The organism is Pseudomonas sp. IT-P12 (assembly GCF_949767465.1).
GTDB lineage: Bacteria > Pseudomonadota > Gammaproteobacteria > Pseudomonadales > Pseudomonadaceae > Aquipseudomonas.
The window spans coordinates 285,516-300,223 of sequence record NZ_CATKPY010000027.1 but is presented as its reverse complement, the minus strand read 5'-3'; the positions used below and the strand labels follow the sequence as shown (position 1 = coordinate 300,223).

Genomic DNA, 14,708 nt, shown 5'->3' with positions numbered 1-14,708 from the left:
CCGTGGCGACTATGCAAGACACATTGAGAATCACCGAAGTTTTCTACTCGTTGCAGGGGGAAACGCGGACTGCCGGGCTGCCCACGGTTTTTGTGCGCTTGACCGGTTGCCCATTGCGTTGCCAATACTGCGACAGCGCCTATGCGTTTTCGGGCGGGACCGTACGCACCCTCGACGACATCCTCGAACAGGTGGCCGGCTTTCGCCCGCGCTACGTCTGTGTCACCGGCGGTGAGCCGTTGGCGCAGCCGAACGCCATCCCCTTGCTCAAGCAACTGTGCGACGCCGGTTACGAGGTGTCACTGGAAACCAGTGGCGCACTGGACATCTCGGCGGTCGATCCACGGGTCAGCCGGGTCGTCGACCTCAAGACCCCGGATTCGAAGGAAGCGCACCGCAACCGCTACGAGAACATCGAACTGCTCACGCCCAACGATCAGGTGAAGTTTGTCATCTGCTCACGCGAAGACTATGACTGGGCAGTGTCCAAACTGATTCAGTATGGACTGGAGCGACGTGCCGGTGAGGTCCTGTTTTCACCCAGTCACCATGACCTGAATGCTCGGGATCTGGCGGATTGGGTGGTGGCCGACAACCTGCCGGTCCGTTTGCAATTGCAGCTGCATAAATATCTTTGGAACGACGAGCCGGGGCGCTGATATGACTGAACAAACCCAAACTGCGGAAAAACGCGCGGTCATCCTGCTGTCCGGCGGGCTGGATTCGGCAACGGTGGTGGCCATGGCGCGCGCGCAAGGCTACCAGTGCTACACCATGAGTTTCGACTACGGCCAGCGTTCCCACGCGGAATTGCACGCTGCCGAACGCGTCGCCCGGGACCTGGGTGTGGTCGAGCACAAGGTCATCGGCCTGAACCTGAACGGTATCGGCGGTTCGGCGCTGACCGACACCCGCATCGACATTCCGGAGGAGGCCGGTGAAGGTATCCCGGTGACGTATGTGCCGGCCCGCAACACGGTGTTTCTGTCGCTGGCCCTGGGCTGGGCAGAAGTGCTGGGTGCGCGTGACATTTTTATCGGCGTGAACGCCGTCGATTACTCCGGATACCCGGACTGCCGCCCCGAGTTCATCGAGTCCTTCGAGCGCATGGCCAACCTGGCAACCAAGGCCGGGGTCGAGGGCAACGGCTTCCGGATCCAGGCCCCCCTGCAGAACTTGAGCAAGGCGCAAATCGTCGAGGCGGGTGTGAAGCTTGGCGTTGATTATGGCCTCACCGTTTCCTGCTACCAGGCGGACAATGCGGGGCGTGCATGTGGCAAATGCGACAGCTGCAGATTGCGTGCGGAAGGCTTCGCAGCGGCCGGAATCAGTGATCCGACCCCTTATTTTTGATTTATTTCAAATAAGGTGTTGAATAACCGTTAAAAATCAGTATTATACGCGCCACCACACAGCGGGTCGTTAGCTCAGTTGGTAGAGCAGTTGGCTTTTAACCAATTGGTCGTAGGTTCGAATCCCACACGACCCACCATTTTTGTAGCAGTTTTAAAAGTCTGGAAGGCCCACGCAAGTGAGGATTTCCGGATTTTTTTTTGCCTGCGATTTAAGGTTGGCCCCGTCTGCGGCTGTGCCGCGTGACGCAGGTCATAATCCCTCTTTTGCATCCACCGGATATTCTGTAGCCTTGCGCAGCTTCACCGTGCCTGATGAATACCCACTTTCCCGGCGGTGCCCCGATGGGTCCGGAGCCGGGTGTATACTCGACTTTCGCGCGAAAGCGCCTGCAGGTCTTGCGAACATGACGCAGATTTCCGAACGCCTTCTGGTTCAAGCCCACCTCGATGCCAAACAGCCCAAACCGCTGACGGTTGAGGAAGAGGCTTACTACCGTGCCGCTATCGCTGCTGAGCTCAAGGCTCAGGACGCGGTGCTGGTGGCCCACTTCTACTGTGATCCGATCATCCAGGCGCTGGCCGAGGAGACCGGGGGCTGCGTTTCCGACTCCCTGGAGATGGCCCGCTTCGGCAATGCTCACCCGGCCAAGACCGTGGTGGTCGCCGGCGTCAAGTTCATGGGTGAAACCGCCAAGATTCTCAACCCCGAGAAACGCGTGCTGATGCCGACGCTGGAAGCGACCTGTTCGCTGGACTTGGGTTGCCCGGTGGATGAGTTCTCGGCGTTCTGCGATCAGCACCCGGAACGTACCGTGGTGGTGTATGCCAATACGTCGGCCGCGGTCAAAGCCCGGGCGGACTGGGTCGTGACCTCCAGCTGCGCGCTGGAGATCGTCGAAAGCCTGATGGATAACGGCGAAACGATCATCTGGGGCCCGGACAAGCACCTGGGCACCTACATCCAGCGCCAGACCGGTGCGGACATGCTGCTGTGGGACGGTGCCTGCATCGTTCACGAAGAGTTCAAGTCCAAGCAGCTCGAAGACATGAAGGCGCTGTACCCGGATGCCGCAATCCTGGTGCACCCGGAGTCGCCCACGTCGGTGATCGAACTGGCGGATGCCGTCGGCTCGACCAGTCAACTGATCGCTGCGGCCCAAAGCCTGCCGAACAAGACGCTGATCGTTGCCACTGACCGCGGCATCTTCTACAAGATGCAGCAGCTGTGCCCGGACAAGGTCTTTATCGAGGCGCCTACGGCCGGTAATGGCGCGGCGTGCCGCAGTTGTGCACATTGCCCATGGATGGCGATGAATACGCTTGAGCGCACGCTCAAGTGCCTGAAAGAGGGGAGCAACGAGATCTTTGTCGACCCGGCATTGATTCCCCAGGCGATCCGCCCGCTCAAGCGCATGCTGGATTTCACTCAGGCCGCACGGATGAAGCTGGCGGGTAACGCGTAACGTCCGTCAGTCGGTAAAAATGTGGGAGCGGGCTTGCTCGCGAAGGCCGTCAGTCGACTTAGGCGCTGACTGATGCATTCGCCAGCAAGTCCGCTCCCACAATGGTTTTGACGCTGTAGATTATTTGGTCTTCTTCGGAATCCGCACCAGTTCGGTGCCCGAGTACATGTCATGCCAGCTGCGTTTCTGTTTATCGAACAGCGACCAGAAGAACCCGAGGCCAACGCACAGCAGTGATGCGATGGACACGATAAAACGCAACAACGCCTGCCACAGGCTGATGGATGAGCCGTCGGCGTTTTGCACGCGGATGCACCACACCTGCATGCCCAGTGTCTGACCGGACAGGGTCCAGAACTTGGCGAAGAAACCGAACAGCACGAACAGCAGCACGGTCGAGAGCAACGGGTCGCCGTCCAGCGCACCGGCTTCGGTGAGTGCGCGCATCCTGTCCTCGCCGATGATCGCCATCTGGATCATCTTGTAGAGGCCGCTGGTCACGATCAGCAGGGCGGTGCACAGCAGGAAGTCATAGAACATCGCTGCCAGGCGACGACCCAGGGTCGCGGCGGGAAAATCGCCCTGTGGTTTGAGCAGGTGTTTCGACATGACAGGGGTCCCTGGAAAAAAGAAGCCCATTTTACGGATTTACGCGCACAAAAAAGCCCCTGATGTCAGCATCAGGGGCTTTTTCGTTACAGAAGATCAGGCTTCTGCTTGTACTTCGTCAGCCTGCATGCCTTTCTGGCCTTGCACGGCGACGAAAGTCACTTTCTGGCCTTCTTTCAGGCTCTTGAAGCCGTTGCCCTGGATAGCGCGGAAATGCACGAACAGATCCGGACCGCTTTCTGGAGTGATAAAACCAAAACCTTTCTCGTCGTTAAACCACTTGACGGTACCGCTCTGACGTTGGGACATTTCTTATTTCCTTTGACGCTAAATTAATGACAGCCTCCTTCTCATGAAAGAGTACTGGGGCTGGTTGCAGGAGAGTAAGAAGACGTCGAACGGGATGTAGCTAACTTTGTAGGCTACTGCCCAGGTCACGATTCCAAGCGACCCATGCAAACACAGTGAACAAACTCTACGCCAACTATGGGAGAAAAAACAAGCCCTGTGAGAGGCCCGGTTTTGCTCGGGTTGGTCGCGTTAGTCAGTGCACTAGAGCCCTCTTATTCGAGGATATCGTTCAATCGTTTTCGATCGTTATAAGCAACGTTCATAAACGAAGGTCATACTCGAATAATGCACTGTTTTATGGCGGTTGCGTTACACATTAGTGCACTGTTAACGCAACCGCGTTACTTATAGAAACAGTCAATCAACCACGATAGTAGCGTTGTGGAACAAATGGCATTTTGCTTACAAGCAACGATACCTTTTTCCCACGTACGATCGCCCAGACGGGCGTGTCGATGGCGGTGTAGCCGCTGTCGAGGTAACCCATGGCCAGCGGACCGCCCAGGGTCGGGCCGAAGCCGCCGCTGCACACGCCGCCGATGATGTCGCCCGCTTCGTTGACGATGTCCGCGCCTTCACGCACCGGGGTGCGTTCCTGAGGCAACAGGCCGACGCGCTTGCGGCTGACGCCATTTTGCTGCTGGGCGAAGATCGCGTCGGCACCGGGGAAGCCGCCGGCACGTGCGCCATCGGCACGTCGTGGCTTGGAGATGGCCCACAGCAGGCTCGCTTCGATGGGGCTGGTGTCGGTATTCATGTCGTGACCGTAGAGGCACAGGCCGGCTTCCAGGCGCAACGAGTCCCGGGCACCCAGGCCGATGGCCTCGACTTCCGGTTCGGCCAAGAGGGCGCGGGCCAGGGCTTCGGCGCTGGCGGCCGGTACGGAGATTTCGAAACCGTCTTCACCGGTGTAACCCGAGCGGCTGACGAAGCTGTCCACGCCCAGCAGTTTCACGCGGGTGAATTGCATGAAGGTCATCTTCGCCACTTCCGGCGCCAGGCGTGCGAGCACGGTCACAGCGGCCGGGCCCTGCAACGCCAGCAGTGCACGCTCTTCGAACAGCGGTTCGATGCGGCATTGCTCGCCAATGTGCTGGCGCAGGTGCGCCAGGTCCTGCTCCTTGCACGCGGCGTTGACCACCAGGAACAGTTCGTCGTTGCCCAGGTTGGCGACCATCAGGTCATCGAGGATGCCGCCGGTTTCGTTGGTGAACATGGCGTAACGCTGCATGCCCACGGGCAGGTCGAGGATGTCCACCGGCACCAGGCTTTCCAGGGCCTTGGCGGCATTGGCGCCGCTCAGACGGATCTGACCCATGTGCGAGACGTCGAACAGCCCGGCCTGGTCGCGGGTGTGCTGGTGTTCCTTCATCACGCCCAGCGGGTATTGCACTGGCATGTCGTAGCCGGCGAACGGCACCATGCGGGCGCCGAGTTCGATGTGCAGTGCGTGCAACGGGGTTTTCAACAGTTGTTCGGTGGACATATCCAGCTCCTGTAGATCGTGCGGATGCGTGCATCAGCACTCGATAATGTTGACCGCCAAACCGCCACGGGCGGTTTCCTTGTATTTGCTTTTCATGTCGGCGCCGGTCTGGCGCATGGTGCGGATGACCTTGTCGAGCGAGACGAAATGTTGCCCGTCGCCGCGCATGGCCATGCGCACCGCGTTGATGGCCTTGACCGAGCCCATGGCGTTGCGCTCGATGCAAGGGACCTGCACCAGCCCGCCAATCGGGTCGCAGGTCAGGCCGAGGTTATGTTCCATGCCGATTTCGGCGGCGTTTTCCACTTGCTGCACGCTGCCGCCCAGCACTTCGCACAACGCGCCGGCCGCCATCGAACAGGCGACGCCGACCTCGCCCTGGCAGCCGACTTCGGCACCGGAGATCGAGGCGTTTTCCTTGTAGAGAATGCCGATGGCGGCAGCCGTCAGCAGGAAGCGCACGACCCCGTCTTCGTTGGCGCCGGGGATGAAGCGCATGTAGTAGTGCAAGACGGCCGGGACGATGCCCGCTGCACCATTGGTGGGCGCCGTCACCACGCGCCCGCCGTTGGCGTTTTCTTCGTTGACCGCCAGGGCGTACAGATTGACCCAGTCGAGCACCGACAGCGGGTCGCGCAGCGAAGATTCCGGGTTCTTGCACAGTTGGCGATGCAGCGCCGCGGCTCGGCGCTTGACCTTCAGCCCCCCGGGCAGAATGCCCTCGTTGCGGCAGCCGGCGTCGACGCAGTCTTGCATCACTTGCCAGATTTTCAGCAGGCCGGCGCGGGTTTCCGCTTCCGGGCGCCAGGCGCTTTCATTGGTCAGCATCACCTGGCTGATCGACAAGCCGTAGGTGCTGCAATGACCGAGCAGGTCCTTGGCGCTTTTGAACGGAAAGGTCAGCACGGTGGCGTCTTCGACGATACGGTCGGCGCCGGCAGCGTCTTCATCGACCACGAAACCGCCGCCGACCGAGTAGTACTCGCGGCTGCGGATTTGCAGGCCCGCAGCGTCGAATGCGCGAAAGATCATGCCGTTGGGGTGATAGGCCAACGGCTTGCGGATCATCGCCAGGTGTTCTTTCTCGTTGAACGCGATGCTGTGTTCGCCGAGCAGGTTCAAGCGACCATGGCCCCGAATGTCCTGCAGGCGGGCGGCCACGGTTTCGGTGTTCACGGTATCCGGGTGTTCGCCTTCCAGACCCAGCAACACGGCTTTGTCGCTGCCGTGGCCCTTGCCCGTGGCGCCGAGCGAGCCGTAGAGCTCGACCCTGACGCTCGCGGTGGCGCCCAGCAGGCCTTCACGGCGCAACCCTTCGGCAAACCGCGCAGCGGCGCGCATCGGGCCGACAGTGTGGGAGCTGGAAGGGCCGATGCCAATCTTGAACAGGTCGAACACGCTTAAAGACATGGTTGTTCTCCGGTTTCTTGTTATGGGAATTGGCGCAAGCCTGAGGTGTTACATGAACCCTTGTGGGAGCGGGCTTGCTCGCGAATGTGGCGGGTCAGACAACATTGAGGGTGGCTGATCCAGCGCATTCGCGAGCAAGCCCGCTCCCACAGGGGGTAGGCGGTGTTCTCGAGTGGGGCGGATTGACCGCCCCACACAGGTTTAAGCGTAGCTTTCGATCGACGGGCAGGCGCACACCAGGTTGCGATCGCCGAAGACGTTGTCGACGCGACCGACCGGCGGCCAGTATTTGCCTTCGACCAACGATGCAACCGGGTACACCGCCTGCTCGCGGGTGTATGGGTGCGACCACTCGCCGACCAGCTCCGCTGCGGTGTGCGGGGCGTTTTTCAGCGGGTTGTCGTCCTTGTCCAGGGTGCCGTTTTCCACCGCGCGGATTTCTTCGCGGATGCGGATCATGGCGTCGCAGAAGCGGTCCAGTTCTTCCTTGGATTCACTTTCGGTCGGCTCGATCATCAACGTGCCTGCGACCGGGAACGACATGGTCGGGGCGTGGAAGCCGAAGTCGATCAGGCGCTTGGCCACGTCGTCGACGCTGATGCCGCTGCTGTCCTTGAGCGGGCGCAGGTCGAGGATGCATTCGTGCGCCACCAGGCCGTTGCTGCCGGTGTACAGCACCGGGTAGTGCTCTTCGAGTCGACGGGAAATGTAGTTGGCGTTGAGGATCGCCAGTTGCGAAGCCCGCTTGAGGCCGGCGCCACCCATCATCCGGATGTACATCCAGGTGATTGGCAGGATGCTCGCGCTGCCGAACGGCGCTGCGCAGACCGCGCCTTCCTTGCGTTCCATCTGCGCGTGGCCCGGCAGGAATGGCGCCAGGTGCGATTTCACGCCAATCGGGCCGACGCCCGGGCCGCCACCGCCGTGGGGAATGCAGAACGTCTTGTGCAGGTTCAGGTGCGAGACGTCGCCGCCGAACTTGCCCGGTGCGCAGAGGCCGACCATTGCGTTCATGTTGGCGCCGTCGATGTACACCTGGCCGCCGTTGTCATGAATGATGCCGCAGATTTCGCGGATGCCTTCCTCGAACACGCCGTGGGTCGACGGGTAGGTGATCATCAGTGCGGCAAGGTGCTCGCGGTGCTCGATGGCCTTGGCGCGCAGGTCTTCGATATCGACGTTGCCACGGGCATCGCACGCGGTGACCACGACACGCATGCCGGCCATCTGGGCGGTGGCCGGGTTGGTGCCATGGGCGGACGACGGGATCAGGCAGATGTCGCGACGGTCTTCACCACGGCTCTGGTGGTAGGCGCGAATCGCCAGCAGGCCCGCGTACTCACCTTGCGAACCGGCGTTCGGTTGCAGCGAAATCGAGTCGTAGCCGGTGGCGGCACAGAGCATCGCTTCCAGTTCGTCGGTCAGTTGCTGGTAACCGGCGCTTTGCTCGGCCGGCGCGAACGGGTGCAGGGCGCCGAATTCGGCCCAGGTCACCGGGATCATTTCGCTGGCTGCGTTGAGTTTCATGGTGCAGGAGCCCAACGGGATCATGGTGCGGTCGAGCGCCAGGTCCTTGTCGGCGAGCTTGCGCAGGTAGCGCATCAGCTCGGTTTCCGAGTGATAACGGTTGAACACCGGGTGGCTGAGGATCGGCGACTGGCGAACCAGCGCGGCCGGGACGGTGCTTTGTACCGCGGCAGCGAGCGCAGCGAAGTCCGGCAGCGCTTTGCCTTCAGACAGCAGGGCCCACAGGGTTTCGACATCGGCCTGGGTGCTGGTTTCGTCCAGGGACAGGCCCAGGCGTTCGGCGTCGACCACGCGCAGGTTGATCTGCTGGGCGCGCGCCTTGTCGTGCAGGCGGGCAGTGTTCGCGCCGGTGTTCAGCGTCAGGGTATCGAAGAAGTGGGCTTGCTCGACGACCAGGCCCAGGGCGCTCAGGCCTTTGGCCAGAATCGCGGTCAGGTGATGGATGCGCTGGGCGATCTGCGTCAGGCCTTTGGGGCCGTGGTAGACCGCGTACATGCTGGCGATGTTGGCCAGCAGTACTTGTGCGGTGCAGATGTTGCTGGTGGCTTTCTCGCGACGGATGTGTTGCTCGCGGGTCTGCATGGCCAGGCGCAGGGCCGGCTTGCCGAAACGGTCCACGGACACGCCGACCAGACGGCCCGGCATGTCGCGCTTGAACGCATCCTTGGTGGAGAAGTAGGCCGCATGCGGGCCACCGAAGCCCAGCGGTACGCCAAAGCGCTGCGCGCTGCCGATGGCCACGTCGGCGCCGAACTCGCCTGGCGGGGTGAGCACGGTCAGGGCCAGCAGGTCGGCCGCGACCGCGACCAGTGCATTGGCGGCGTGGAAGCGTTCGGTCAGTTCGCGGTAGTCGAACAGGTCACCGTTGCTCGCCGGGTACTGCAACAGGGCGCCGAAGAATGGCGTCACGTCGCTCAGTTCGCGCTCGTCACCGACGACCACGTCGATACCCAGCGGCTCGGCACGGGTGCGCAGCACGTCGAGGGTCTGCGGGTGGCAATGGGCGGAAGCGAAGAACTGGTGGCTGCCCTTGTTCTTGCTCAGGCGTTTGCAGAAGGTCATGGCTTCGGCGGCAGCGGTGGCTTCGTCGAGCAGGGAGGCGTTGGCGATCGGCAGGCCGGTGAGGTCGCTGATCAGGGTCTGGAAGTTCAGCAACGCTTCGAGACGGCCCTGGGAAATTTCCGGCTGGTACGGGGTGTACGCGGTGTACCAGGCCGGGTTTTCCAGCAGGTTGCGCAGGATCGGCGCCGGCGTGTGGGTGCCGTAGTAACCCTGGCCAATGTAGGTCTTGAACAGTTGATTGCGGGCGGCGATGCCCTTGATCAGCGCCAGGGCATCGGCTTCGCTGAGGCCGTCATCCATATCGAGCACGCTGGTGCCCTTGATGCTTTCCGGGATCACGCTGGCGCTCAACGCTTCCAGCGAGTCGAAACCGAGGCTGTTGAGCATGGCTTGTTCATCGCCGGAACGCGGGCCGATATGACGGGCGATGAATTCGTTGGCGGTGCTCAGGTTGACTTGAGTCATGTGCGTTCTCCTCAGGCTTCGGCGTTGGCTTTGATCAGGCGGTCGTAGGCGTCCTGATCCAGCAGTTTGGCGACCGCCGAGGCGTCGGCCGGCTGAAAGCGGAAAAACCAACCTTCACCCAGCGGGTCTTCGTTGACCAGTTCCGGGCTGCTGTCCAGTGCCGGGTTGACTTCCAGCACGTCGCCGTCCAATGGCATGTACACGCCGCTGGCGGCCTTGACCGACTCCACGGTGGCGGCTTCTGCGCCTTTTTCATAAGCCTGCAGCTCGGGCAGTTGTACGAAAACCACGTCGCCCAGGGCGTTCTGTGCGAAAGCCGTGATGCCGACGGTGACACTGCCGTCCGCTTCGGCGCGCAGCCATTCGTGATCTTCAGTAAAACGCAACTCGCTCATGGAAACTCCTAAGGGGCCAGACTCGTCTGGTGGACGCGGTTGAAAGGCTTTTGGGCAAAAGCCCTGCTTTTAATAAGGACGATACTTAGCAAGAACACGGCCAATGTTGTTTTTTCGTTATAAAACAATAAGTTATGTTTTGTGGTGAGCGCGCAAACCGACCCGTGTGTAGCGAAATCGCTACAGGCTGGGGCGCGGAAAAAAGCATAACGGGATCAAAGCCTTGCACGGCGCTGATCGGGGAGGGGTGTATCGATTTCGTTCCGCTGTAGCGCTTTCAGTACAGGTGGAGGTCGTTTTTGAGCGGGCCAGGAACTGCCCAATGATCGTGGGAGCGAGCCTGCCCGCGAAGCGGTCTGTCAGTCGCCACCATGTTGGCTGTGACACCGCTTCGCGAGCAGGCTCGCTCCCACAGCAGGGACGGAAGGCCTATGCCTTGTTGGGAATCCCATACTTGCGCAATCGATGGGCAATGGCCGTGTGGGACGTCTGCAGTCGGCTGGCCAGTTGTCGTGTCGAGGGGTAGCTGACGTAGAGCTTTTCCAGCAGGGTCTTTTCGAACGCTTCCACCGCCTGTTCCAGGCTGTCGACGTCGTTGTCGCTCTGGCGTGCCACGGAGGTGCCGGCGATGTCGAGATCGCCGATGTCCACCAGGGTGCTTTCGCAGATGGCGGCGGCGCGGAAGATCACGTTCTGCAATTGCCGAACGTTGCCGGGCCAGCGGTTACCCAGCAGCGCCGGATAGGTGCCGGGCGCCAGTCGGCAGACCGGGCGCTGGATCTGCGCACAGGCCTGCTGCATGAAATAGCGGGCCAGCAGCAGGATGTCCTGGCCCCGTTCGCGCAGCGGCGGGACCTCGACGTTGAGGACATTGAGGCGATAGAACAGGTCTTCACGGAACGTGCCTTCGCTGACCATTTTTTCCAGGTCGCGGTGGGTGGCACTGAGAATGCGCACGTTGACCTTGACCTCGCGATCCCCACCGACCCGGCGGAAACTGCCGTCATTGAGGAATCGCAGCAGTTTCGCCTGCAAGTACGGCGACATTTCGCCGATTTCGTCGAGAAACACCGTGCCCTGGTTCGCCAGCTCCATCAACCCGGGTTTACCGCCCCGTTGCGCGCCGGTGAAGGCGCCGGGGGCATAGCCGAACAGCTCGCTTTCGGCGAGGTTCTCCGGCAATGCCGCGCAGTTCAGCGCGAGGAACGGCGCGCTGTGGCGCGCGCTGATGGCGTGGCAGGCGCGGGCCACCAGCTCCTTGCCGGTGCCTGTTTCGCCCTGGATCAGCAACGGCGCATCCAGCGCCGCCACCCGTTGCGCACGGGCCTTGAGGGTGCGAATCGCCGGGGACTCGCCGATCAGTGCATCGAACCCTTCGGCATGGTCGTGGTGCAGCGCCGACAGGCGTTCGCCAATCCGGTTCGGCTGGTAGAGCGTCAGCAGCGCGCCGGCGTCGGTGATCGGCGTGGCGTCCAGCAACAGGGTCTGGCCGTTGACCGTGACCTCGCGCAGCGGCAAGCGGAAGCCCTGTTCCAGCAGGGCGTCGAGCAGCGCCGGATCGGCAAACAGGTCGGCCACGCTTTCACCGGCCGGCTCCCGACCGTACAGGGCGATCAGTGCCGGATTGGCCAGCAGCACCTTGCCAACGCTGTCCAGGGCCAGGACCGGATCGGTCATGGCGGCCAGCAAGGCGTCGAGTTGCAAGTGGCGGCGCTGGCCGGGAAGGATGTCGACCACCGTCATCGCCTGCACGCCGCGCACGCTGAGCAGCGCATCGCGCAGCTCTTCGAGGACTTCGGGGCTCAGGGTCGGGGCGTCGATGTACACGTTGGGCGGAACCATTTCCACCGCATCCAGATTGAGGTTGCGCCCACCGAGCAAGGCCAGGACTTCCTGGGTAATGCCGACGCGGTCGATGAAGCTGACGTGGATACGCATGGGGCGGTTTTCAATCTGACGAGCGGAGGGTGGCAAGTATGCCTTGGAGCGGGGTAATGGTGAAATCCCGTGGGGGATTTGCAGGGGGACACCGATCCGCTGTGGGGGCGGGTTTGCTCCTACTTCGGATCGGTGGCGGGTTTACTCCAGATGCTCGGGTTTGACCGGGTCACCGGATTTCATGTCCAGTTGCAGGCGCACGTCCTCGAACATCGCGTCATAGTGCTTGTGGACCGAGCCGATGCTGCTGTGGGTCTTGGGGATGCCATATTTCTCGGCGATTTTCGTCACGTTGCTGGCGAAGTTGTAGGCCTGGTCCTTGGGCAGGAAAAACGATTCCTCCACGTCCTTGCCCTGCATGCTGCCCTGCAGGGTGAACAGCATGCCCTTGCCTTCCTTGGGGTCCTGCGTGACCTCGTATTTGAGGTGCAGGTTGTAGCTGACATCGTCAGGCGTCAGCGCATGACGCTCGATGTGCAAGTAACCGGGCTCGAACTTGGCCATTGACGGTTCTCCTTATACATAAGTTATCCCGGGCTTCGCCGTACTGATGCGAGTACCGGCCGTGCCCTGGACGATCGCCTCGATGTCCGACAGTGAACCGATCACCGCCGTTTTTCCAGTATGGCGTGCGAACTCGCAGGCTGCCTGAACCTTGGGGCCCATGGAGCCGGCGGCGAAACCGAGCTTTTCGATTTCGTCGGGATGAGCGTAGCTGATGGCTTTCTGGGTCGGTTTGCCAAAGTCGATGTACGCGCCGTTGACGTCGGTGGCGATCACCAGCAGATCGCTCTCGAGCTGTTCGGCCAGCAGCGCCGAGCACAGGTCCTTGTCGATCACGGCTTCCACGCCTTGCAGCTTGCCCTGGGCGCCGTACATCGTCGGGATGCCGCCACCGCCGGCACAAATCACGATGCTGCCTTTTTCCAGCAGCCATTTGATCGGGCGAATTTCGAAGATGCGCTTGGGCCGGGGGCTGGCCACCACGCGGCGGAATTTGTCGCCGTCCGGGGCAATCGCCCAGCCTTTTTCCGCGGCGAGTTTTTCCGCTTCGGCCTTGGCGTACACCGGACCGATGGGTTTGGTCGGGTTCTGGAACGCCGGGTCGTTGGCGTCGACTTCAACCTGGGTCAGCAAGGTGGCGAAGGGCACTTCAAAGTCCAGCAGGTTGCCCAGTTCCTGTTCGATGATGTAGCCGATCATGCCTTCGGTTTCGGCGCCGAGCACGTCCAGTGGATACGGCGAAACCGAGGTGTAGGCCGCCGCTTGCAGCGACAGCAGGCCGACCTGCGGGCCATTGCCGTGGGCGATGACCAGTTGATTGCCAGCGTGGACCTTGGCGATTTGCTCGGTGGCAATGCGGATGTTGGCACGCTGGTTGTCCGCGGTCATGGGTTCACCGCGGCGGAGCAGGGCGTTACCGCCCAGAGCTACGACGATACGCATAATGCAGTCCTTCTAAACAGTGAGTTCGCATGCGCCCGGCTTCCGATTGAAACCGGATCGACTGTGGGAGCGGGCTTGCTCGCGAAGGCGGTGGATCAGTCGCAATTTTTTCGCCTGAACAATCGCCTTCGCGAGCAAGCCCGCTCCCACATTGGCCGTGTTTCGTCCGTGAGAGCGGGGATGCCGTTATAGATCAGCCAACGTCGACACCAGGATCGCCTTGATCGTGTGCATGCGGTTTTCCGCCTGCTCGAAGGCGATGCAGGCCGGCGACTCGAACACGTCGTCGGTGACCTCGATGCCGTTCTTCAGGTGCGGATACTGCTCGGCAATCTGCTTGCCGACCTTGGTATCGCTGTTGTGGAACGCCGGCAGGCAGTGCATGAACTTGGTGCGCGGGTTGCCGGTGGCTTTCATCAACTCGGCGTTGACCTGATAGGGCAGCAGTTGCTGGATACGTTCGGCCCAGGCTTCGACGGGCTCGCCCATCGACACCCAGACGTCGGTGTGGATGAAGTCCACGCCCTTGACCGCCGCTTTCGGATCTTCGGTCAGGGTGATGCGCGCGCCGCTTTCCTCGGCGTATTTGTTGCAGCGCTCAACCAGGTCGTCATGGGGCCACAGGGCCTTGGGCGCGCAGATGCGCACGTCCATGCCCAGCTTGGAACCGACCAGCAGCAGCGAGTTGCCCATGTTGTTGCGGGCATCACCGAGGTAGGCGTAGCTGATCTCGTGGATGGGCTTGTCGGCGTGCTCACGCATGGTCAACACGTCGGCGATCATCTGTGTCGGGTGGTACTCGTCGGTCAGGCCGTTGAACACCGGCACGCCGGCGAACTTGGCCAGTTCCTCGACGATTTCCTGCTTGAAGCCACGGTACTCGATGGCGTCGTACATGCGCCCGAGGACGCGGGCGGTGTCCTTCATGCTTTCCTTGTGGCCGATTTGCGAAGAGTTGGGGTCGATGTAAGTGACGTTGGCCCCCTGGTCATAGGCCGCGACTTCGAACGCGCAACGGGTGCGGGTCGAGGTTTTCTCGAAGATCAGCGCGATGTTGTTGCCCTTGAGATGCTGCTGTTCGGTGCCGGTGTACTTGGCGCGCTTGAGGTCGCGGGACAGGTCGAGCAGGTAACGCAATTCGCGAGGGGTGTGGTGTTCCAGGCTCAGCAGATTGCGGTTATGAATATTGAAAGCCATGTCG

13 protein-coding genes and 1 tRNA gene are annotated in these 14,708 nt (G+C 61.6%); 4 read left to right on the top strand and 10 right to left on the bottom strand.

The window, feature by feature from the left end; genetic code table 11:
* Positions 1-11: 11 nt before the first annotated feature.
* The 4 genes from queE to nadA all read left to right on the top strand — a co-directional run bounded on the left by queE (position 12) and on the right by nadA (position 2,818).
* On the top strand, positions 12-659 hold the full coding sequence (gene queE, locus ACM6IM_RS28260) for a 7-carboxy-7-deazaguanine synthase QueE (protein ID WP_192305571.1): 648 nt from the start codon (positions 12-14) through the stop codon (positions 657-659).
* Between the two features lies 1 nt (position 660).
* Complete coding sequence (gene queC / locus ACM6IM_RS28255) at positions 661-1,353, top strand: 7-cyano-7-deazaguanine synthase QueC (RefSeq protein WP_414866908.1); 693 nt, start codon at positions 661-663, stop codon at positions 1,351-1,353.
* Positions 1,354-1,416: 63 nt separating this feature from the next.
* A tRNA-Lys gene (locus ACM6IM_RS28250) sits at positions 1,417-1,492 on the top strand.
* Between the two features lie 267 nt (positions 1,493-1,759).
* Positions 1,760-2,818, top strand: coding sequence for a quinolinate synthase NadA (gene nadA / locus ACM6IM_RS28245; RefSeq protein WP_192305575.1), 1,059 nt, complete (start codon positions 1,760-1,762; stop codon positions 2,816-2,818).
* Between the two features lie 120 nt (positions 2,819-2,938).
* Here the strand turns inward: nadA and ACM6IM_RS28240 are convergent, their stop codons facing one another.
* From ACM6IM_RS28240 to ACM6IM_RS28195, 10 genes are all read right to left on the bottom strand, one after another.
* Positions 2,939-3,427, bottom strand: a complete 489-nt coding sequence (locus ACM6IM_RS28240; protein ID WP_192305577.1) for an RDD family protein — start codon at positions 3,425-3,427, stop codon at positions 2,939-2,941.
* Between the two features lie 96 nt (positions 3,428-3,523).
* Complete coding sequence (locus ACM6IM_RS28235; RefSeq protein ID WP_003175786.1) at positions 3,524-3,736, bottom strand: cold-shock protein; 213 nt, start codon at positions 3,734-3,736, stop codon at positions 3,524-3,526.
* 403 nt (positions 3,737-4,139) lie between these two features.
* The gene (gene gcvT / locus ACM6IM_RS28230; protein WP_414866907.1) at positions 4,140-5,264 is read right to left on the bottom strand and encodes a glycine cleavage system aminomethyltransferase GcvT; all 1,125 of its coding nucleotides are present in this window, start codon (positions 5,262-5,264) and stop codon (positions 4,140-4,142) included.
* Positions 5,265-5,297: 33 nt separating this feature from the next.
* Positions 5,298-6,674, bottom strand: a complete 1,377-nt coding sequence (locus ACM6IM_RS28225; protein ID WP_192305582.1) for an L-serine ammonia-lyase — start codon at positions 6,672-6,674, stop codon at positions 5,298-5,300.
* Between the two features lie 201 nt (positions 6,675-6,875).
* Positions 6,876-9,728 carry an aminomethyl-transferring glycine dehydrogenase gene (gene gcvP, locus ACM6IM_RS28220; RefSeq protein ID WP_414866906.1) on the bottom strand — a complete coding sequence of 951 codons (2,853 nt, stop codon included), beginning with the start codon at positions 9,726-9,728 and terminating at the stop codon, positions 6,876-6,878.
* Positions 9,729-9,739: 11 nt separating this feature from the next.
* On the bottom strand, positions 9,740-10,123 hold the full coding sequence (gene gcvH, locus ACM6IM_RS28215) for a glycine cleavage system protein GcvH (RefSeq protein WP_192305586.1): 384 nt from the start codon (positions 10,121-10,123) through the stop codon (positions 9,740-9,742).
* A 429-nt stretch (positions 10,124-10,552) separates the two neighbouring features.
* A complete protein-coding gene (locus tag ACM6IM_RS28210) occupies positions 10,553-12,061 on the bottom strand; it encodes a sigma-54-dependent transcriptional regulator (protein WP_201193448.1) in 1,509 nt (502 codons plus the stop codon).
* Positions 12,062-12,202: 141 nt separating this feature from the next.
* On the bottom strand, positions 12,203-12,565 hold the full coding sequence (locus ACM6IM_RS28205; RefSeq protein WP_414866905.1) for a DUF5064 family protein: 363 nt from the start codon (positions 12,563-12,565) through the stop codon (positions 12,203-12,205).
* A gap of 12 nt (positions 12,566-12,577) precedes the next feature.
* Entirely contained in the window at positions 12,578-13,507 is a 930-nt protein-coding gene (arcC, locus tag ACM6IM_RS28200) for a carbamate kinase (protein WP_201193445.1), read from the bottom strand.
* Positions 13,508-13,693: 186 nt separating this feature from the next.
* Positions 13,694-14,704 (bottom strand): ornithine carbamoyltransferase, encoded by a 1,011-nt coding sequence (locus tag ACM6IM_RS28195; RefSeq protein ID WP_192305593.1) that lies wholly within the window; start codon positions 14,702-14,704, stop codon positions 13,694-13,696.
* Positions 14,705-14,708 lie beyond the last annotated feature (4 nt).

Bases quoted from the DNA above. Each gene is read 5' to 3' on its own strand.
- queE (WP_192305571.1), top strand. From the start codon at position 12: ATGCAAGACACATTGAGAATCACCGAAGTTTTCTACTCGTTGCAGGGG.
- queC (WP_414866908.1), top strand. From the start codon at position 661: ATGACTGAACAAACCCAAACTGCGGAAAAACGCGCGGTCATCCTGCTG.
- nadA (WP_192305575.1), top strand. From the start codon at position 1,760: ATGACGCAGATTTCCGAACGCCTTCTGGTTCAAGCCCACCTCGATGCC.
- ACM6IM_RS28240 (WP_192305577.1), bottom strand. From the start codon at position 3,427: ATGTCGAAACACCTGCTCAAACCACAGGGCGATTTTCCCGCCGCGACC.
- ACM6IM_RS28235 (WP_003175786.1), bottom strand. From the start codon at position 3,736: ATGTCCCAACGTCAGAGCGGTACCGTCAAGTGGTTTAACGACGAGAAA.
- gcvT (WP_414866907.1), bottom strand. From the start codon at position 5,264: ATGTCCACCGAACAACTGTTGAAAACCCCGTTGCACGCACTGCACATC.
- ACM6IM_RS28225 (WP_192305582.1), bottom strand. From the start codon at position 6,674: ATGTCTTTAAGCGTGTTCGACCTGTTCAAGATTGGCATCGGCCCTTCC.
- gcvP (WP_414866906.1), bottom strand. From the start codon at position 9,728: ATGACTCAAGTCAACCTGAGCACCGCCAACGAATTCATCGCCCGTCAT.
- gcvH (WP_192305586.1), bottom strand. From the start codon at position 10,123: ATGAGCGAGTTGCGTTTTACTGAAGATCACGAATGGCTGCGCGCCGAA.
- ACM6IM_RS28210 (WP_201193448.1), bottom strand. From the start codon at position 12,061: ATGCGTATCCACGTCAGCTTCATCGACCGCGTCGGCATTACCCAGGAA.
- ACM6IM_RS28205 (WP_414866905.1), bottom strand. From the start codon at position 12,565: ATGGCCAAGTTCGAGCCCGGTTACTTGCACATCGAGCGTCATGCGCTG.
- arcC (WP_201193445.1), bottom strand. From the start codon at position 13,507: ATGCGTATCGTCGTAGCTCTGGGCGGTAACGCCCTGCTCCGCCGCGGT.
- ACM6IM_RS28195 (WP_192305593.1), bottom strand. From the start codon at position 14,704: ATGGCTTTCAATATTCATAACCGCAATCTGCTGAGCCTGGAACACCAC.